The 18,947-nt window shown below is 71.5% G+C and carries 19 protein-coding genes; 14 read left to right on the top strand and 5 right to left on the bottom strand.

The window, feature by feature from the left end:
• Positions 1 to 4: 4 nt before the first annotated feature.
• From AB0M56_RS32695 to AB0M56_RS32680, 4 genes are all read left to right on the top strand, one after another.
• Entirely contained in the window at positions 5 to 865 is an 861-nt protein-coding gene (locus AB0M56_RS32695; protein ID WP_364183231.1) for a hypothetical protein, read from the top strand.
• A gap of 131 nt (positions 866 to 996) precedes the next feature.
• Entirely contained in the window at positions 997 to 1,593 is a 597-nt protein-coding gene (locus AB0M56_RS32690) for a response regulator transcription factor (protein WP_020662719.1), read from the top strand.
• A 435-nt stretch (positions 1,594 to 2,028) separates the two neighbouring features.
• Positions 2,029 to 2,601, top strand: coding sequence for a sigma-70 family RNA polymerase sigma factor (locus AB0M56_RS32685; RefSeq protein ID WP_220247347.1), 573 nt, complete (start codon positions 2,029 to 2,031; stop codon positions 2,599 to 2,601).
• A gap of 54 nt (positions 2,602 to 2,655) precedes the next feature.
• A complete protein-coding gene (locus tag AB0M56_RS32680; protein WP_364183540.1) occupies positions 2,656 to 3,588 on the top strand; it encodes an anti-sigma-D factor RsdA in 933 nt (310 codons plus the stop codon).
• Positions 3,589 to 3,718: 130 nt separating this feature from the next.
• Here the strand turns inward: AB0M56_RS32680 and AB0M56_RS32675 are convergent, their stop codons facing one another.
• A complete protein-coding gene (locus tag AB0M56_RS32675) occupies positions 3,719 to 4,114 on the bottom strand; it encodes a DUF5319 domain-containing protein (protein WP_220247349.1) in 396 nt (131 codons plus the stop codon).
• A gap of 129 nt (positions 4,115 to 4,243) precedes the next feature.
• Between AB0M56_RS32675 and guaB the strand changes: the two genes are divergently transcribed.
• The gene (gene guaB, locus AB0M56_RS32670; protein ID WP_220246151.1) at positions 4,244 to 5,755 is read left to right on the top strand and encodes an IMP dehydrogenase; all 1,512 of its coding nucleotides are present in this window, start codon (positions 4,244 to 4,246) and stop codon (positions 5,753 to 5,755) included.
• 278 nt (positions 5,756 to 6,033) lie between these two features.
• Positions 6,034 to 6,531, top strand: coding sequence for a hypothetical protein (locus tag AB0M56_RS32665; protein WP_364183228.1), 498 nt, complete (start codon positions 6,034 to 6,036; stop codon positions 6,529 to 6,531).
• Here AB0M56_RS32665 and AB0M56_RS32660 read toward each other — a convergent pair.
• The gene (locus AB0M56_RS32660; protein WP_364183225.1) at positions 6,434 to 7,711 is read right to left on the bottom strand and encodes an MFS transporter; all 1,278 of its coding nucleotides are present in this window, start codon (positions 7,709 to 7,711) and stop codon (positions 6,434 to 6,436) included. The genes AB0M56_RS32665 and AB0M56_RS32660 overlap by 98 nt on opposite strands.
• Positions 7,712 to 7,990: 279 nt before the next feature.
• Here AB0M56_RS32660 and AB0M56_RS32655 point away from each other — a divergent pair, with 279 nt between their 5' ends.
• The gene (locus AB0M56_RS32655; RefSeq protein WP_364183222.1) at positions 7,991 to 9,130 is read left to right on the top strand and encodes a GuaB3 family IMP dehydrogenase-related protein; all 1,140 of its coding nucleotides are present in this window, start codon (positions 7,991 to 7,993) and stop codon (positions 9,128 to 9,130) included.
• A 54-nt stretch (positions 9,131 to 9,184) separates the two neighbouring features.
• Here AB0M56_RS32655 and AB0M56_RS32650 read toward each other — a convergent pair whose 3' ends face one another.
• A complete protein-coding gene (locus tag AB0M56_RS32650; protein ID WP_364183538.1) occupies positions 9,185 to 9,772 on the bottom strand; it encodes a GNAT family N-acetyltransferase in 588 nt (195 codons plus the stop codon).
• Between the two features lie 172 nt (positions 9,773 to 9,944).
• On the opposite strand from AB0M56_RS32650, the gene AB0M56_RS32645 reads away from it, so the two are divergent.
• The 6 genes from AB0M56_RS32645 (at position 9,945) to AB0M56_RS32620 (ending at position 15,489) form a co-directional block, all read left to right on the top strand.
• Complete coding sequence (locus AB0M56_RS32645; protein ID WP_364183219.1) at positions 9,945 to 11,651, top strand: GMC family oxidoreductase; 1,707 nt, start codon at positions 9,945 to 9,947, stop codon at positions 11,649 to 11,651.
• Positions 11,652 to 11,667: 16 nt separating this feature from the next.
• Positions 11,668 to 12,360: a maleylpyruvate isomerase family mycothiol-dependent enzyme gene (locus AB0M56_RS32640; protein WP_364183216.1), complete on the top strand. Its 693-nt coding sequence runs from the start codon at positions 11,668 to 11,670 to the stop codon at positions 12,358 to 12,360.
• 197 nt (positions 12,361 to 12,557) lie between these two features.
• On the top strand, positions 12,558 to 12,803 hold the full coding sequence (locus AB0M56_RS32635; protein ID WP_364183213.1) for a hypothetical protein: 246 nt from the start codon (positions 12,558 to 12,560) through the stop codon (positions 12,801 to 12,803).
• 10 nt (positions 12,804 to 12,813) lie between these two features.
• Entirely contained in the window at positions 12,814 to 13,362 is a 549-nt protein-coding gene (locus AB0M56_RS32630; RefSeq protein WP_364183210.1) for a hypothetical protein, read from the top strand.
• Between the two features lie 33 nt (positions 13,363 to 13,395).
• The gene (locus AB0M56_RS32625; protein WP_364183207.1) at positions 13,396 to 13,977 is read left to right on the top strand and encodes a hypothetical protein; all 582 of its coding nucleotides are present in this window, start codon (positions 13,396 to 13,398) and stop codon (positions 13,975 to 13,977) included.
• Between the two features lie 54 nt (positions 13,978 to 14,031).
• Positions 14,032 to 15,489, top strand: coding sequence for an FAD-dependent oxidoreductase (locus tag AB0M56_RS32620; protein ID WP_364183204.1), 1,458 nt, complete (start codon positions 14,032 to 14,034; stop codon positions 15,487 to 15,489).
• A gap of 41 nt (positions 15,490 to 15,530) precedes the next feature.
• Here the strand turns inward: AB0M56_RS32620 and AB0M56_RS32615 are convergent, their stop codons facing one another.
• Together AB0M56_RS32615 and AB0M56_RS32610 are read right to left on the bottom strand one after the other, a co-directional pair.
• On the bottom strand, positions 15,531 to 16,976 hold the full coding sequence (locus AB0M56_RS32615; RefSeq protein ID WP_364183201.1) for an aldehyde dehydrogenase family protein: 1,446 nt from the start codon (positions 16,974 to 16,976) through the stop codon (positions 15,531 to 15,533).
• An 89-nt stretch (positions 16,977 to 17,065) separates the two neighbouring features.
• A complete protein-coding gene (locus tag AB0M56_RS32610) occupies positions 17,066 to 18,109 on the bottom strand; it encodes an alcohol dehydrogenase catalytic domain-containing protein (RefSeq protein ID WP_364183198.1) in 1,044 nt (347 codons plus the stop codon).
• A gap of 136 nt (positions 18,110 to 18,245) precedes the next feature.
• On the opposite strand from AB0M56_RS32610, the gene AB0M56_RS32605 reads away from it, so the two are divergent.
• Complete coding sequence (locus AB0M56_RS32605; RefSeq protein WP_220246162.1) at positions 18,246 to 18,857, top strand: rhomboid family intramembrane serine protease; 612 nt, start codon at positions 18,246 to 18,248, stop codon at positions 18,855 to 18,857.
• Positions 18,858 to 18,947 lie beyond the last annotated feature (90 nt).

Genomic DNA, 18,947 nt, shown 5'->3' with positions numbered 1-18,947 from the left:
TCCCGTGCTCCGAACCTCTCTCGTCGAGCTCGCGTTCGGCGATCTCGTGCCGCCGCTGGTGCCGGTCACGGCGCCGCGCTCCGCCGCGCCCCGGCACCGGCTGCTGGCCGCGGTCGTGCTCGGCGCCCAGGGCCGCTACGCCGCCGCGGCCACCGCGCTGGCCGACCTGCGCCGGGGTGCCGACCCGGTGGTGGCCTCGCTGGCCGCGACCACGCTGGCGTCGCACCGCCGTCAGCTCGGCGGGCACGTCGCCGCGCGGGCGCTGGACGGGGAGGCGCTGGTGGCCCTCGACGGTGCCGGCGCGACTCGCGTGGATCCGGACGGCCTCGACGCGGCCGGCGCGCGAGCCGACGCCCTGCTCGGCCTGGCCGCCGACAACCTCGCCCTGGGCCGCCTCGCCGCCGCCCGGCGTCTGGCGGCCCGCGCGGCGGAGGCCGACGACCGGTGGCGCGCGACCGTCCGCGGCGGCTGGGTCGGGGCCGAGATCGAGCTGGCCGCCGGCCGCCCGCGAGAAGCGATCGCGCCCGCGCGGCGAGCTGCGGAAACCGCGCGGGTGCGCGGCTCGTCTCGCCACGTCGTCAAATCCGACATCGTGCTCGGAGTCTCACTCGCGACGGCCGGGGAACCGGAGCAACGCGCTACTGCACTCGACGTCGTCACAAATGCCGCCATGGCCGCCGAGAAATACGAACTCCATTCACTTATTTGGGTGGCGACACGCGTGGCGGCCGATCTGGACCCCGGACACGCCGAGAAGTATCGATTCAGAAGCCTTGAGGTGTTGCACGCAGTGTTACGGCACGCAGATCCTTGCGTGATGCGGATCGCAGAGGATTCACCATGGGTGCCCGAGAGGCCGGGTTGAGCCCTCTGGAAACGCCGTTCCGGCATCCGGGCTAAGAAACTTCAAAAAAAGCCACCGGATCGTGTCAAGGTTCGGGCTAAAGCGTCCGATAGGGGAAGTGGAATGTCACCCGGCTGCAGGAAGGAAACCCCGTGACGACGGTCTTGATCTGCGACGACCGACGCAGTGTCCGCGAAGGGCTCACCCGTGTGATGTCCGCGGTCCCTGGGGTCAGTCGCATCGACTGCGTAGCGCACGGTGACGAGCTGTTGGCCCGGTACACCCGTCAGCCGGTCGACGTCGTGCTGGTCGGGACGCAGCGCGCGGTCCCGACGGGCGTCGAAGCCACTCGGCGGCTCGTCTCCGCGAACCCCCAGGCGAATGTCATCGTCTTCGGTGCCCCCGACGACGCCGGCAGCATCGCTGCCGCCATCGCCGGCGGTGCCCGCGGCTACCTCCGCTGGGACGCCTCGCGCCCCGAGCTGGTCGCCGCACTGGCCCACACGCTCGCCAGCACCTCGGTTCCGGCGCCGCGCCAGCCGTCGGACCCCGGCGTGCAGCTCACCGAGCGCGAGCTGCAGGTGCTGCGCGGCATGAGCCAGGGCAAGAGCAACGGCCAGATCGGCCGTGAGCTCTATCTGTCCGAGGACACGGTGAAGACGCACGCGCGGCGGCTGTTCCGCAAGCTCGGCGTCCGCGACCGCGCCCAGGCCGTGGCCCACGGTTTCCGCCGTGGCCTCGTGTCCTGAGCGCTGCGTCCTGAAATCAGTAACTGCTAAACCACGCTCCGCGTGACAGGTTGTCCGTTCTGACGCCACGGTGACGACGGGCCAGGGTTGCCGCCCTGGCCCGTACCTGTGTCCTCGGGTCTTGACCCGTGTCATCGGTGACAAATGTGTCACCTGTCACGTTCGTCGCCTTCGTCCCCACCGCTCGGGCAGGCTCCCCAGCCGGCGCCACCCTCCCGGGCAGCAAGCCGTACCCCGCAGGTCAGCCGCTCGTTGGTCTTCTGGTCGACATGTGCGGTGCGGCCGGGTCCACGGACGCGGCACACCGGTGACCACCTCTGGCGGTTGTCGGAAAGGTCGCCGACGGTACGGTAACTGTCACCGGCGGGCGGGGCACGATGACCACGCGCCGGATTCTTTGCACGCCTACACGTAACACTGGGACTGTTGTCTGCGATGGCCAATGTGGGGGACGGATTGGATGAGCCGGTCGCCGCTGCCGTGGAGGGAGACCCCCAGGCAGTCGATCGGCTGCTGGCGGCCATCCGCCCCCTGGTAGTGCGGTATTGCCGCGCTCGAGTTGGCAGGCAGGAGCGTTCGTTCGCTTCGGCAGACGATGTTGCGCAGGAGGTGTGTCTCGCGGTGCTCACGGCATTGCCTTCGTACCGTGAACAAGGCCGCCCGTTCCTGGCTTTCGTCTACGGCATCGCCCAGCACAAGGTCGCCGACGCGCACCGCGCGGCGGCCCGCAACCGGGCTGAACCGGTGGCCGAGGTCCCCGACGAGGTCGAGGTCGGCGTCGGTCCGGAACAGCGCGCGTTGCAGGGCGAGCTGAACGAACGGATGGCGCAGCTGCTGCAAGTGCTCCCCGACAAACAGCGCGAGATCGTCGTGCTGCGCGTCGTGGTGGGCTTGTCGGCGGAAGAGACCGCGGAGGCCGTCGGGTCGACCCCGGGTGCCGTTCGAGTGGCCCAGCACCGAGCGCTTGCTCGCCTGCGTAAGGTGCTCGCCGCCGAGGAGGTGATCTGAGTGACCGATCACGACGACGATCGTGACCTGTCGCCGTCCGCGTTCACGAGCGGCATGACGGCCTACGACCCGGAGGCCGACGGTGATCTCACGGCCATCCAGGCCGACGACGCACTGCTCGACGCACTCGGCGGCACGGACCCGGCCATCGCCGACGGGCTCGGCGACCAGGATCTCAACGCGCTGCTGCTCGCCTGGCGCCGCGACATCGACAGCGAGCCGCTGGCCGAGCTGGTCGACGTCGACACCGCCGTCACCACGGTGAAGACGGCCTCGCTGGCGCGCAAACGCGCCGACCGCAGCCGACGGCGCCGCATCCTGGTGCCGGTCGCCGCCGCGTGCGCCGCGGTGGCCATCGCGTTCGCCGGCACCGGCCTCGCCGCACGTGACGCCCAGCCCGGCGACACGCTGTGGGGCCTGACGAAGGTCCTTTACACCGACCACGCCCACTCGGTCGAAGCCGCCGCGGCGGCGAAGCTCGACCTCGAGAAGGCGAACCTCGCCCTGGCCGACAACCGCCTCGCCGACGCCCGCAAGGCCCTCGACGACGCGCAGGCCGCCCTGAACCAGGTCACCGACGACGAGAACCGCGACCAGCTGCTCGAGCAGCACCGCCAGCTCGCCGCCCAGCTCGGTGCCCCCGCCGTGCCCACCACGGGCCAGAACCCGCCGAACGACCCGTCCACGCCGCCGCCGGTCAACAACCCGGCCAACACGGCGTCGCAGCAGTCGAGCGGCCAGCCGACGTCCCTGCCCGGCACCGGCTCCACCAGCCAACCGGACACGACCAGCGTCACGGCGCCGCCGCCCCCGCCTCCGCCGCCCCCGGACACCACCACCGACACGCCCACGCCGCCCACGACACCCACCGACGCCACGGGCAACGCGACGGGCAACGACCCCGGCAGCGGCGGCGTCAGCCCCCGCAACGAATCCTCGGAAAGCGGGAGTGCCGGCGGTCAGAACAGCTCGTCGGAGAACCCGTAAGACCTCACCTCGAAAACGCCCTGGCTCCGGCCGGGGCGTTTCTCGTCTCCGGCCCGGCTCGGCCCTGCCGCAGACGAGAGCGGCCCTGGTGAGCAGTCTCACCAGGGCCCGTTCAACGCAACCACAAACCTCAGTACGCGCTCTCGTTCGCCGTCACACCGTCGGCGAAGCCGCGGCAGTAGTCCCAGCTCACGTAGTCGCCGGGGTTCGGGTCGAAGGCCGGCTCGTGGGGTCGCATGCGGCCGTCCGCGAGGAGCTGTTCGAGGCTGGCACGCAGGAGGTGCCAGTCGTGATAGTGGGGTTCGTCGCATTCGCCGCAGTCCACGACGATGCCGCGGACGCCACGAGGCTCCAGGAGGGCTTGGTACACCGCCAGGTCGGAGAGGTCGGCCAGCAGCTCGGTGCGTTCGTCCGGGCTGATGGGCTCGTCCAGCTGGTCTTCGGGATCGAGGAACGCCCGAGCCGGATCGTCCGGGTCGTCCGCGAAGGGGTCGGGGGGCAACACGTCGTGCGGCACGGCCTGCACGGTACCCGCCGTGTGGCGCCCGTCCCCACCCACCCGGGTCAGGGGTGAACCCCGGATATCATGAGGGGAAGGCTCAGCCAGCCCCTCGGCCAGATCGCTCACCCCCGCCAGGAAGGCCCTTCGCCCGCTATGACCAGCGAAAGCATCACCGCCCCCGTGCCCAGCAAGTTCGCGATGCTGGGCCTGACCTTCGACGACGTGCTGCTGCTGCCGGCCGAATCCGACGTGGTGCCCAGCGGGGTCGACACCAGTACCCGCCTCACACGCAACATCACCCTCAATGTCCCGCTGGTCTCCGCCGCCATGGACACCGTCACCGAAGCCCGCATGGCGATCGCCATGGCGCGCCAGGGCGGCATCGGCGTGCTGCAGCGCAACCTGCCAATCGACGAGCAGGCCGCCGCCGTCGAGGTGGTGAAGCGGTCCGAGGCCGGCATGGTCACCGACCCGGTCACCTGCTCGCCCGACGACACGCTCGCCGAGGTCGACGCCCTGTGCGCCCGCTTCCGCATCTCCGGCGTCCCGGTCACCGACGCGTCCGGCTCGCTCGTGGGCATCATCACCAACCGCGACATGCGGTTCGAGGTGGACTACACGCGCCTGGTCAGCGAAGTCATGACGAAGGCGCCGCTGATCACCGCGCAGGTCGGCGTCACGGCCGACGCCGCGCTCGGCCTGCTGCGCCGGCACAAGATCGAGAAGCTGCCGATCGTCGACGGCGCGGGCAAGCTCCGCGGCCTGATCACGGTCAAGGACTTCGTGAAGACCGAGCAGTACCCCAACGCCACGAAGGACACCGACGGCCGCCTGATCGTCGGCGCGGCCGTAGGCGTCGGCGCCGACGGGCACAAGCGCGCGATGACGCTGGCCGAGGCCGGCGTCGACGTGCTGATGGTCGACACCGCCCACGGCCACTCCCGCGCCGTGGTCGAGACCGTCAAGCTGCTGAAGAAGGAGCTGGGCGACACCGTCGACATCGTCGGCGGCAACGTCGCCACCCGCGCGGGCGCGCAGGCGCTCGTGGACGCGGGCGTGGACGGCGTGAAGGTCGGCGTGGGCCCGGGCTCGATCTGCACGACGCGGATCGTCGCCGGTGTCGGTGTGCCGCAGATCTCCGCGATCTACGAGGCCGACCAGGCCTGCCGCCCGGCCGGCATCCCGGTGATCGGCGACGGCGGCATCCAGTACTCCGGCGACATCGCCAAGGCCATCGCGTCCGGCGCGTCCAGCGTGATGCTCGGCAGCCTGCTCGCCGGCACCGCCGAGTCGCCCGGCGACCTGATCCTCGTCGGCGGCAAGCAGTTCAAGGTCTACCGCGGCATGGGTTCCCTGGGTGCGATGCAGTCGCGCGGCCAGGGCAAGTCGTACTCGAAGGACCGCTACGCGCAGGACGACGTGCTCAACGAGGACAAGCTCGTCCCCGAGGGCATCGAAGGCCGCATCCCGTTCCGCGGGCCGCTCGCCAACGTCGTGCACCAGCTCGTCGGCGGCCTGCGCGCCGGCATGGGCTACGCGGGCGCCGAGACGATCGCGCAGCTGCAGGAGGCTCAGCTCGTGCGCATCACCGCGGCCGGGCTGAAGGAGAGCCACCCGCACGACATCACGATGACCGTCGAGGCCCCGAACTACTCCGCGCGGTAACTCCGCCCGAACGGATCTTCCCGACATCCCGCCCGTCCCGGCACTCTTCGAGACGTTGATCTTTCTCGAAGGGGACGGGCGGGATGTCGGGCAAGCCGGACGCCGACACCGACCTCGAGCAGATCCGCACCGACTACAAGAAGCTGCTTTCGACAGGAGCCGGTGCTGCGCACGGATTCCGTGGAGCGCGTCTCCTTCTGACGCGGTTTTCGGGGCCCTGAGCGCCGAGCGGCATTTGTCCCCTCACGGCGACGGCCGCGGTGCGGCTGAGTGGTGCGGTGAAAGCGGATCGTCTCGCCGAGTTGTTCGTGGTCGTCGTCGGCTTCGCCGTGCCGGCGACCGTCGCGGCGGGTCTTGTGGTGGAGTACGGAGGACCGGCGCACGTCGAGGCCGCGCAGGTCGTGAGCTGCCGCGAAGTGCCCGGCGCCGGCGACCGCACGATCCGGTACGTGGTCCGGTTTACCACCCAGATCGGCGAAGACGTCGAGGTCTCCGGCGACGACCCGGGCCTCGACGCCGGCGTCGGCGCCTCCGTGGAGCTCACCCGGGCCGACCACTCCGGCGCGGTGCGCGCGGTGCGCAGCGGCGGCGAGACGACGATCGTGCGCACCTCGTTGTTCGTCGGCCCCGTCTGGGGCGGCGTGATCGGGGTGATCGTGCTGGCCTACGCGGTGTTCCTCATGGTGCGGGGCGGGAAGCGGGCGCTGCGGGTGTCGCTGGTGGTGGGCCTGCTTTCCGCGGTCGTGGGGGCCGTGGCGGGCGCGACGTTGTTCTGACCCGCCACAGCAGCACGGGCGTGGCCAGCATCAGCAGCCCCGCCAGGCCGATCGCCTCGCGCGTGCCGAGCCACGCGCCGAGCGCGCCCCACACCAGCATCAGCGCGGCCCGCGTCGCCCCGCCGGTGATGCCCCAGGCGGACAGCACGCGGGCGGCGCGCGAGGTCTCCGTCTCCTGCAGCCGATAGGTGGCCGAAACGGGGTTGAAGATGCCGATCGTGAGGATCAGCCCGAACTCGACGAGCATCACGAACCCCAGCCCCGCCGGCCCGTGCGGCGTGAAGGCGAGTGCGACCGGCCAGATCACGCGTAGCGTCCCCGTCACCAGCAGCACGCGCTCAGGGCCGAAGCGCGCGGTGATCCGGCGCGACAGCCGCGAGCCGAGCAGCCCGCCGAGGCACGGCACGCCGAACGCCAGCCCGTACTGCCACGCCGCGAACCCGAGCTCCCGCAGCAGCAGGATCGCGAGCAGCGGTGACGTCGCCATGATCAGGCCGTTCACCAGCGTCGTGTTGAGGAACAACGCGCGCAGCCGCGGGTGGCCGAGGATGTAGTGCCAGCCGTCGAGGACGTCCCTGGTCCGGACCGTCGCGGGGCGCGCGGTGGGCGGCGGCTCGGGCGTGCGGATGGCGCCGATCGCGAGCGCGGAGAGCAGGTAGCTGACGCTGTCGAGCACCACCGTCGTGAGTGGTCCGAACACGCCGATCAGCGCCCCGCCCGAAGGCGGGCCGACGGCTGTGGCGGTCCACTGCGTGGTCTCGAACCGGCCGTTGGCAACGAGCAGGTCCTCGCCCGTCGCCATGCCCTTGAGGTAGGCGCCGCTGGCCGCCGTGAACACGATGTTCGCGGCCGCCACGACCACCGACACGGCCACGAGCTGCCCGAACGTGAGCCCGCCCAGCGCGTAGCCGAGTGGCAAGGTCAGCAGTGCGACGAAGCGCACAGCATCCATCGCCACCAGCACCGGCCGCTTGCGCCGGAACTCCACCCACGGCCCGAGCGGCACGGCGATCAGCGCGCCGACGGCCAGGCCCGCGGCGGCCAGCACCGAGACCTCCGTGGTGCTGCTGTGGAGCACCGTCACGGCGATGAACGGGAACGCGTCGAGCGCGAGCCACGTGCCCGCGGTGCTCGTGGCGTACGCCAGCCACAGCCGTCGGAAGTCCTGCCCCAGCGCCACTCTGGTCCCCCTGTCGTCGTCCGACGCATCCAACAGCGCGCGAAACGGCGGTGGCAAACAACCTCGTGACGCGGTGCACAACCTGCGGTTGTCAGCCCCTTGCCAATCCGGCCAAAAGTAGGCGGACGCCCAACCGGACGTGCTTGTGCAAGCCGGCGGTCTCCGCTGTGGCTGTGGTCGGATTGGCAAAAACAGCGCAGTACGGGCCCCGTGCGTTGGTCACCCACGCGGACTAGCGACAATGGACGGCGTTGTCGTCGGTGCGAGAAGGGACATCACGTGCGGGATCTGGTCGAGATCGGGATGGGTCGCACCGCGCGGCGGGCGTATGACCTCGATGACGTGGAGATCGTGCCCTCGCGGCGCACGCGGTCGTCGTCGGTGGTGTCGACCTCGTGGCAGATCGACGCCTACCGCTTCGACCTGCCGCTGGTCACGCATCCGACCGACGCCATCGTGTCGCCGGGCACGGCCGTCGCGATCGGCGAGTTGGGCGGTCTGGGCGTGCTCAACGCCGAGGGCCTGTGGGCGCGCCACGCCAACGTCGAGGACGCCATCTTCCGGCTGGTCCGCGCCGCGGAGGACACCGAGGACCCCGCGGCCGTCGTCCGCGAGCTGCAGGAGCTGCACGCCGCGCCGGTCCGGCTCGACCTGCTGAGCGAGGCCATCAAGACCGTCCGTGAGTCGGGCGTCACGGTGGCCGCGCGCGTGAGCCCGCAGCACGCCGCCGAGCTCACCCCCGACCTGCTGGCCGCCGGTGTCGAGATCCTCGTGGTGCAGGGCACGATCATCTCCGCCGAACACGTGCAGCGCGACGCGGAACCGCTCAACCTCAAGGAGTTCATCGGCCGCCTCGACGTGCCGGTGATCGCCGGCGGCGTGAGCGACTACCGCACGGCCATGCACCTCATGCGCACCGGCGCGGCGGGCGTGATCGTCGGCCACGGCTACACCTCGGGCGTCACCAGCACCGACCGCGTGCTCGGCATCGGCGTCCCCATGGCCACCGCCATCGTCGACGCCGCCGCCGCCCGCCGCGACTACCTCGACGAGACCGGCGGCCGCTACGTCCACGTCCTCGCGGACGGCGGCATGACCACCTCGGGCGACATCGCCAAGGCCATCGCCTGCGGCGCCGACGCCGTGATGCTCGGCGCGCCGCTGGCGACCGCCTCCGACGCTCCCGGCCAGGGCCTCTACTGGACCGCCGCCGCGGCGCACCCGTCGCTGCCCCGCTCGCGCGTCGTCGCCGGCCCGGACTCCGACTACGCGGTGGACCTGAAGACGCTGCTCTTCGGCCCGTCCTCGGACGCCGAGGGCGTGGTGAACCTCTTCGGGGCCCTCCGTCGCGCGATGGCGAAGACGGGGTACTCGGACCTGAAGGAGTTCCAGCGGGTCGGACTGACCGTCCGCCGCTGATCGTCGCTTGCCGAGGCCCCCGCGTCCTGGACGTGGGGGCCTCTTTCACGACTTTCAGGACGCCGTGCGAGACGCCCAGTGCCGGCCTCGGCGCGGGGTGCGCCAGTGCCGTCCACGCTCGGGGCGCAGGGGACCGCGCCCGGCCGGCTGGTGCGCGGCGAACCGGGCCGCCGTGAGTCCCATCAGGACGGGATACCGCACTTCCCCGTGGCGCAGCTCGGTGTCGCGCGGCCGGCCTTCCTCGCGGAAGCCGAGTTCTCCGTGCAGCGCAAGGGAAGCGAAGTTGGCGCCGTTCACGCTCACCACGCACTCGCGGTAGCCGTGCTGCTCGAACATGACCGTGAGCAGCACGGTGACGGCGTCGGCGGCATATCCGCAACGGCGGTGCTGCGGGCCGATCCCGATGCCGTAGCTGAAGCGGCGCGTCGCCGGATCGGCCTGGATCCACATGGACCCGACCACTGCCCGGCTGTGCCGCGCCTCGATGGCGAAGTGGAAGTCGTCGCCTGAATCTGCGGCGCGGCCCCGGTGCGCGGCCCAATGCCGGTAGCCGCCGAGGCGCAGGTCGTGGCCGCGTGCCGCGTCGCGGTCGAACCCGGCGAGCACGCGGTGGTCGGCGGGACGGATCTCCCGCAGGCGCACCTTCACGCCGGCCTGGCTCGCCGCGCCGGCCCGCCTCCGGGCTCGGACCGAATTCACCGTCATCGGCGGGCATCGTATCGGTTGGCCGAGCTCGGCTTCCGCGGTTCGGCGATGTAACCGGCGAGTAACTTACCTCTGGTCAGAAGGACATCGCCGGGTTACGCTCGGACCTGTGACTGCCAGTAACACCACCACAGCGCAGGGCGGGCCCGACTACGACGTCGTCGTGGTGGGGTCCGGGTTCGGGGGCAGCGTGGCGGCGCTGCGGCTCACCGAGAAGGGCTACCGCGTCGCCGTGGTGGAGGCGGGGCGGCGGTTCGCGGACGACGAGTTCGCGAAGACGTCGTGGGACCTCAAGCGGTACCTGTGGGCGCCGCAGCTCGGCTGTTACGGCATCCAGCGCATCCACATGCTCAACGACGTGATGGTGCTGGCCGGCGCGGGCGTCGGCGGTGGGTCGCTGGTGTACGCGAACACGTTGTACCGCCCGTTGAAGCCGTTCTACGCCGACCGCCAGTGGGCGCACATCACCGACTGGGAGGCCGAGCTCGCGCCGCACTACGACCAGGCGAGCCGGATGCTCGGGGTGGTCACGAACCCGACGATGACGCCGTCCGACGTGGTGATGCGCGACGTCGCCGAGGACATGGGCGTGGGCGAGTCCTTCCACCCGACGCCGGTGGGGGTGTACTTCGGCAAGCCCGGCGAGACCGTGCGCGACCCGTTCTTCGGCGGCGCCGGGCCTGACCGCGTCGGCTGCACCGAGTGCGGCGCCTGCATGACGGGGTGCCGCGTCGGGGCGAAGAACACGCTGGTCAAGAACTACCTGTACCTCGCCGAGCGGGACGGGGCGAAGGTCATCCCGCTCACCACCGTCGCGTCGGTCGAGCCGGCGGGCGACGGTTACCGAGTGACGCTGCAGAAGACCGGCACGCGCTCGAAGCGCTTCCGCACCACCGTGACCGCGGGCCAGGTCGTGTTCGCCGCGGGGACCTGGGGGACGCAGAACCTGTTGCACCGCATGAAGGACACGGGCGCGCTGCCGAGGCTGTCGCGGCGCCTAGGCGAGCTGACGCGCACGAACTCCGAGGCGATCATCGGCGCCGCGCGCACCGCGGTGGACTCCGCGCGCGACTTCAGCCGCGGCGTCGCGATCACGTCGTCGATCCACCCCGACGAGAACACCCACATCGAGCCCGTGCGCTACGGCAAGGGCAGCAACGCGATGAGCCTGCTGCAGACCGTCTCCACGGACGGCGCTTCGCCGGTGCCGCGCTGGCGGCAGGCGCTGACGTTCCTGGTCAAGCACCCGCTGCAGTCCGCGAAGCTGCTCAACGGCTACCGCTGGAGCGAGCGCACGGTGATCCTGCTGGTGATGCAGAGCCTCGACAACTCCATCACCACGTACACGCGGCCCGGGCTCTTCGGGCGGCGCAAGTACACGTCGAAGCAGGGCCACGGCGAGCCCAACCCGAGCTTCATCCCGGCCGGGCACGAGGCCAACGTCCGCACGGCCGAGCGCATCGGCGGGATGCCGGGCGGCACCTGGGGTGAGATCTTCGACATCCCGCTCACGGCCCACTTCATCGGCGGCGTGCCGATCGGGGACAGCGTGGAATCCGGTGTGATCGACCCGTACCACCGGGTCTACGGCTACCCGGGACTGTCCGTTGTGGACGGTTCGGCGATCACGGCGAACCTGGGCGTGAACCCGTCGCTGACGATCACGGCGCAGGCGGAGCGGGCGTTCTCGTTCTGGCCCAACAAGGGTGAGGCGGACCAGCGCCCGGGGCAGGACGCGGCCTACGCGCGGCTCGACGCGGTGGCACCGAAGAATCCCGCTGTTCCCTCCGACGCCCCTGCCGCACTCCGTCGATAGCTCCTACGATCGCCGGGTGACGACAACGGCGTTGACCCGCGTGCAGGAACTGCAGGACGAGTGGGCCCTGGTCATCGGCTCCCTCGACGAGACCGCGGTGCGCGCGCCGAGCGCGTTGCCCGGTTGGACACGCGCGCACCTGCTCACGCACCTCGCTCGCAACGCCGACGCCGTCGGCAACCTCCTGACCTGGGCGTCCACCGGGGTCGAGCACCCCATGTACGGCCCCGGCACGGCCCGCGACGACGACATCGCCGCCGGCGCTGCCCGCGGCTCGGCCGAGATCCTCGCCGACGTCGTCGCGTCGGGGGAGCGGCTCGTGGACCTGGCTTCGACGCTGCCGGACCACGCGTGGACCGCGCCCGTCCGCGGCCGCGGCGGCCAGCCCATCACCGGCGCCGACGCCCTGACGCTGCGCCTCGCCGAGACCACCATCCACCTCGTCGACCTCGACGCCGGCCACGACTTCACCAGCGCGTGCGCCCTGCTGGGCGGCTACGTCGACGACGTCGTGGCCAACATGATCCGCATGTACCTCGGCGACTTGCCCCCGATCCGTCTCACCGACGGCACCCACACGTGGACCATGGCCGACGGCTCGGCCGGCCTCGTCACGGGCACCCCCGGCGACCTTCTGGCGTGGCTCTCGGGCCGCGGCCCCGGTGACGCGTTGGCGGGCCCCGTGCCGGAGTTCAAGTCCCTGGTGTGAGGCGGTTGGCCTACCACTGGGTGGGCGAGTTCTGCAGCGGCCCTTCGGCGGCGTTTGCCGGCCCTCAAGAACACCGGCTACAACGACATCCCCTACGGGGCCATGGCCGACGCGACCCCCGCCGAGCGCCAGAAAGCCCAGCAGAGCGCCGTGCAGAACCTCAACACGCTGGTCGACGTCGTTCCAACGCGGCCGCCGTGACCAGCGCGGCGCCGAGCCCCACGCGCGACCGCCTGACCGGCGTGTACACCCAATTGCGGACCGACCTCCTCGGCATCCAGCAGCGCGTCACCGCCCTGTCGCCCGCGGCCGCCGCCACCTTCGGCCCCCGGCTCGCGGCCGCCGCCGGCCAGGTCCACGCCGCTTTCGAAGCGGCGCGCCAGGTCCTCGCCGCTGAGCCGGGCACGGCGCGGTTCCTGCGCGACCACCCGGTCTGCTCGTGAGAACGGCCTGGTGGTTGCCGATCGTGGTCGTGCTGGCGGTGGCCTCGGGTTGCGCGGCAGCCCGCCGCCCGCCCCGCCCAAGCCCTCGGCGCCGACCCTTTCGCCGGCCGAAGACCTGGCCTGGCATTGGGTGGGTGCCCTCTGCAGCGCGCCCAAGGCCGACCGGGCGGAGCTGACGAACCTCGGCGCGCGGGCGGCCTACACGCAGGGCGAGCTGACCAGCACGTTCGCCCAGCGCGAGCAGGACAAGCAGAGCGCCGCGCAGATCACCGACGACCTGGTCCAGACCGTGCACGGCAACGCGGCCAAAGTCGCCGCCGCGCCGCACAGCGCGGCGCGTGATCGGCTAATCGCGACCTACCGGAAGCTGGAGGACGCGCTGACCAAGGCCCGCCACCACGTGGACCAGCTGCCGGACACCGAGATCACCCAGTTCGGCACCGCGCTACTGGCGATCTCGAAGGAGGTTGAAGCCGCGCTGCAAACCGCGCGGAAGACCATCGGCGCCGACTCGGCCACCCAACGCTTCATGGCGACGGCCGGTACCTGCCTCCTCTGATCACCGGCAGCGGTGACGTGCTTCACTGATCAAGTGCGGAAAGTGCAGTGGATGCACCTTGGTCCGGTCGTGACCGTGCTGGTCACGGTGCTGGCCGGTTCGGCCTGCTCGACTCCCGCACTACCCCCGCCGGCCGCACCGCCGAAGCCGTCGCCCGTTTCCAGCGCGCCGCCCGCCGATCCCCGTGCCCGGCAGTGGGTCGACGACTTCTGCACGCACCCGAGAAACACCGAGCAGTACCTGTCGTTCCTGCCGGCCGCGACGGACATGTACCCGTCGTCCACGACGTCCGAGATGGAGTCGACGAGGGCCATCGCCGCGCAGAGCGTGCGGAGTATCGCCATCTACCTGCGTGAGAACGCGGCCCAGGTCGCCGCGGCGCCGGCCGGTGCCGTGCGCGACCGGCTGACCGCGATCTACACCCAGCTCGACACCGCCCTCGACCAGGCGCAGCAGACGACGCAGAACCTGTCCACCACCGACTACGACCAGTTCAAGCGCGCGCTGCACGCCGCGGCCGACGAGGTGCACTCCGACGTCGAGCGGGCCCGCAAGGCGATCGAGGCCGACCCCGATCTCGGTGGGTTCCTGGCGGATTACCCGATCTGCTCCTGACACCCGCTCGGGCGACGGAATGAACCACCCTGGTGTCCGGAACGTCTGATCAATATGACTGTCGGGAGAAGGACGTTGCTGCGGGCCGCCGGGCTCACCACGCTCGGCGCGGTGGCGGCAGCGTGCGCGCCGAACTCCGCGCCGCCGCAGCAGCCGCCGGCGAGGACAACGCCGACGACAACAGCACCGCCGCCGTCGACGAAGCCGTCCGGGCCGCCGGACTGGAACGCGTTGAGGAGCAAGCTCAGCGGTGACCTCGTGCTGCCTGCCGACAGCGGCTTCGGCACCGCCAAGCGCGGCTTCAACCCGCTGTTCGACGGCCACACCCCGGCCGCCGTGGCGAAGGTGCAAAAGCCCGAGGACGTGCAGGCCTGCTTCGGCGCGGTGGCGGGAAGGTTGCCGATCGCCGCGCGCAGCGGGGGCCACAGCTACGCCGGCTACTCCGTGCCCGACGGCGGCCTGATCGTCGACGTCGGCAGCATGTCGAGCGTCCAGGTCCAGGGCGACCAGGTCGTGATCGGCGCCGGCGCGCGGCTGGGTGACGTCTACGCGGCGCTCGCCAAAGCCGGCCGCTGCCTGCCCGCCGGCTCGTGCCCGACGGTCGGCATCGCCGGGCTCACCCTCGGCGGCGGTATCGGCGTCGTGGCGCGCAAGTACGGCCTCACCTGTGACCATCTCGTCTCCGCCCAGGTCGTGACGCCGGACGGCAAGCTGCGCACGGCGAGCGCCGACTCCGAGCCCGACCTGTTCTGGGCCCTGCGCGGCGGCGGGGGCGGCAACTTCGGCATCGTCACGTCGTTCACCTTCCGCACCGACCCCGCGCCCGGCATCACGGTGTTCTCGCTGCACTTCCCGGGCGGCTCGGCGGGCGACGTGCTCGACGCGTGGCAGCAGTGGCTCCCGACGACGCCACCCGAATTCTGGTCGAACCTCGTCGTATCGGGCGGTTCGCCGGTCGCGTGCCGCGTCGGCGGCGCGTTCGTGGGCGGCACCAGCGAGCTCACCGCGTTGCTGGGCAAGCTCAACGCGTCGCCGTCCAGCCGCACGATGAAGAGCCTCAGCTACGGCGGCGCCATGAACTACTTCTCCGGCAGCTCCGCGCGCCAGACGTTCGTGGCCTCGTCGCGGATCATCACCGACCCGGTGGCGGGCGGGAAGGTCAGCGACCTCGCCGCCGGCCACAAGGGCATGGACCTGCTCATCGACGGTCTCGGCGGCGCGGTCGCCGACGTCGCCCCGGCCGACACCGCGTTCCCACACCGCAAGGCGCTGGCCAGCATCCAGGTCTACGCGCCCGCCACCACCGGCAACCACACCACCGTCGCCAAGTCCGTGTCCACTGTGGTCAGCGGCCTCGCCGACGCGGGCGCCGGCGGCGGCTACGTCAACTACCTCGATCCCGCCATGCCCGACTGGAAAACCGCCTACTACGGCGACAACGCGGCCCGGCTCGAGCAGGTCGCCAAGACCTACGACCCGGACGGCGTGCTCAAGTTCGCCCAGTCCGCGTAACGAGCTCGTGGGTGCCGGCGCGAGACCGGCACCCACGAGTCCTACAGGTCCACCCCGGTGAACACCGTCACCCGCTCCTCGGTGAGGTCGTTCATCGCCGACAGCACGCCCTCGCGCCCGACGCCCGAGCCCTTCACGCCGCCGTACGGCATCTGATCGGCGCGGTACGACGGCACGTCACCGATGATCACGCCGCCCACTTCCAGCTCGGCCGACGCGTGGAACGCCAGCTGCACGTCGGAGGTGAACACACCGGTCTGCAGACCGTACGCGGAGTCGTTGACCGCCGCGAAGGCCTCGTCCACACCGTCCACAACGGACACCACCAGCACCGGCCCGAAGACCTCCTCCGACCACACGCGCGCGTCCGGCGGCACGTCCGTGAGCAGCGTCGGCGCGACCTGGGTGCCCTCGCGCGTGCCGCCCGTGAGCACCTTCGCGCCAGCGGCCACGGCTTCCTCGACCCACGCGATGATCCGCTCGGCCGCGGCCTCGTCGACGACCGGCCCGACGTCGGTGTTGCGGTCGTAGGGATCACCCGTCTGCTGCGCCTCCACGGCCTCCACCAGCGCGGGCACGAACTCCTCGGCCACCGCCGCGTCGACGATCACGCGCTGCACCGAGATGCACGACTGCCCGGCCTGGTAGTTGCCGAACGTCGCGATGCGCTGTGCCGCGCCCTCGGGGTCGGGCCAGTCGCGCAGGACCACGGCCGCCGCGTTGCCGCCGAGCTCCAGTACCACGTGCTTGCGCGGCGCCGCGTCGGCGATCGACCAGCCGACGGGGCCCGAGCCGGTGAACGACACCACGGGCAGCCGCGGGTCGGCCACCAGCGCCTGGGTCTCCGCGTTTCCCAGCGGCAGCACGGAAAACGCGCCGGCCGGCAGGTCCGTCTCGGCCAGGATCTCGCCGAGGATCAGCGCCGACAACGGCGTGCGCGGCGCCGGCTTCACGATGATCGGCGCGCCGACCGCCAGCGCCGGCGCGACCTTGTGCGCCACCAGGTTCAGCGGGAAGTTGAACGGGGAGATCCCCAGCACAGGCCCGCGCGGCACCCGCCGCGTGAGCGCCAGCCGCGCGTCGCCCGACGGGTCGGCGTCGAGCCGCTGCACGTCACCGCTGAATCGCCGCGCCTCCTCGGAAGCGATGCGGAACACCGAAACCGCGCGGCTGACCTCGGCTTCCGCCCACTTGAGCGGCTTGCCGTTCTCCGCGGTGATCACCTCGGCGATCTCCTCGGCCCGCATCCGCAACCCGCGCGACACGTGCTCCAGCGCCGCCGCGCGCTCGTGCGCGGGGGAGCGGCGGAACTCCCGCGCGACGCCCGCGGCGGCCGCCACGGCGCGCTCCACCTGCTCCGCGCCGGGCACCGCCACGGTCGCCACTTCGCTGCCGTCGACCGGGTGCCGCACGACGAGGGTCCCGGCCCCCTGCTCCGCCCGTCCGGCGACCCACGCGCGCCGCGGCTCCGGGGTGATCATGTCCATGCGTACCAAGGTATGGGGGCCCGGTGCGCGCCGTGTGAACCCCCACCCTTACGGGGCTCACACGGCGCGTCGGTCACGGCGTCACGAGCTCACGGCTTCACGAGGACTTTCAGCGCCTCGCGGTCGGCCATCGCCTGGTAGCCCGCGGGCACGTCGGCCAGCCCGATCGTCCGGTCGAACACGCGGCCCGGCTGGTAGCGGCCCTCGAGCACGTCCGGCAGCAGCTGCGGGATGTAGTGGCGCGCGGGGGCGACGCCGCCGGTGATCGTGATGTTGCGCGTGAACACCGGGCGCCCGATCGGGCCCTCCGGGTACTGCGGCACGCCCACGCGGCTCAGCGCACCGCCTGCGCGCACCACACCGAGGCCCATCTCGAACGCCGCCTTGGTGCCCACGCACTCCAGCACGGTGTGCGTGCCGTGGCCACCGGTCAGCTCGCGCACGCGCGCGATGCCCTCCTCGCCGCGCTCGGCCACGACATCCGCCGCGCCGAACTCGCGGCCCAGGTCGGTGCGCGCCTGGTGGCGTCCCATGAGGACGATGTGCTCGGCGCCGAGGCGCTTCGCGGCCAGCACGGCGGACAGGCCCACCGCGCCGTCGCCGATCACGGTCACCGCCTTGCCCGGCGCGACGCCCGCGGTCACGGCCGCGTGGTGGCCGGTGGAGAACACGTCCGACAGCGTGAGCAGTGAAGCGAGCAAGTCGTCGGAAGTTTCTTCAAGTGCCAGCGGGAGTTTCACGAGAGTGCCGTCGGCCTGCGGTACGCGCACGGCCTCGCCTTGACCGCCGTCCACGCCGTCGACGCCCCAGTTGCCGCCGTGCAGGCACGAGGTCTGCAGCCCCTCGCGGCAGAACTCGCACGTGTTGTCCGAGTACACGAACGGCGCCACGACCAGGTCGCCCTTGCGCACGCTCGTCACGTCGGCACCGGTTTCCTCCACGACGCCGAGGAACTCGTGGCCGATCGGCCTGCCGTTCTCCTGCGCGGGCATGCCGCCGTACGGCCACAGGTCGCTGCCGCAGATGCAGGAGCGCACGACGCGGACCACGGCGTCCGTCGCCTGGGCCACCTTCGGGTCGGCCACCGTCTCCACTCGGACGTCGCCGGCGCCGTAGATGAGTGTCGCTCGCATAAAGATCCTTTCCGGGTTTTCGCGGTCATCTGTTTCGAGTCATCCGGGCCGGGATTCATTCCTCATGACGCATGCCCCGGCCGTGTCATGACAAATGTCCGGGGTGCTCAGCCGGGTCTCCACCTACGTTCAGAGCATGACCAACCCGACCTCGGAACGCTGGCACAGCAACCCGTTCGTGGCCGTCTTCGACCGGATCGGCCCGCGCCGGGCACCCGTCCTCACTGGCGCGGTGTTCCTCGTCACGGCGGCGGCGCTCGTCGCCCAGCTCGCGGTGCCGGGGCTGCTGGAGCACGTCCGGCGCGACGGCGCGGCGATCGACACCGGGCAGTGGTGGCGCCTGCTCACCGGCATGTTCTTCCAGGACGGCGGACTGCTTGGCGGCGTCTTCAACCTGGTGATCCTGGCGATCTTCGGCACGCTGGCGGAGAGCTACTTCGGCCGCGTGCGCATGTTCGTCCTGTACTTCGGGTGCGGGCTGTTCGGCCAGTTCATGAGCTACGTCTGGCTGCAGCCGGTCGGTGCGGGCAACTCGATGTGCGTCGCTGGTCTCATCGGCGCACTGGCCGTGGCGCTGCTGCGGGCGCCGGCACGCCACGGCGTGCAGTTGCCGACGCAGGCGTTCGTGGTGCCGATCCTCGTGGCGCCGCTCGCGGTCGTCGACACGCTCGTGCACGACAACCACGGCCTGCCCGCGTTGCTGGGCATGGCGCTCGGATTCGCGCTCCTGCCCAAGGTGCGCGGCTAGCTGTAGTGCCCTGTGAGGTTGTTGACCCGGGTGATGGGTGGGTGGCCGTTGAGGGCGGTGTGGGCTCGGTGGTGGTTGTAGTGGTGCAGG

Source organism: Amycolatopsis sp. NPDC051372, from assembly GCF_040682095.1.
Lineage (GTDB): Bacteria > Actinomycetota > Actinomycetes > Mycobacteriales > Pseudonocardiaceae > Amycolatopsis.
The sequence above is the reverse complement of the archived record's forward strand: the minus strand, read 5'-3'. Positions and strand labels throughout refer to the sequence as shown.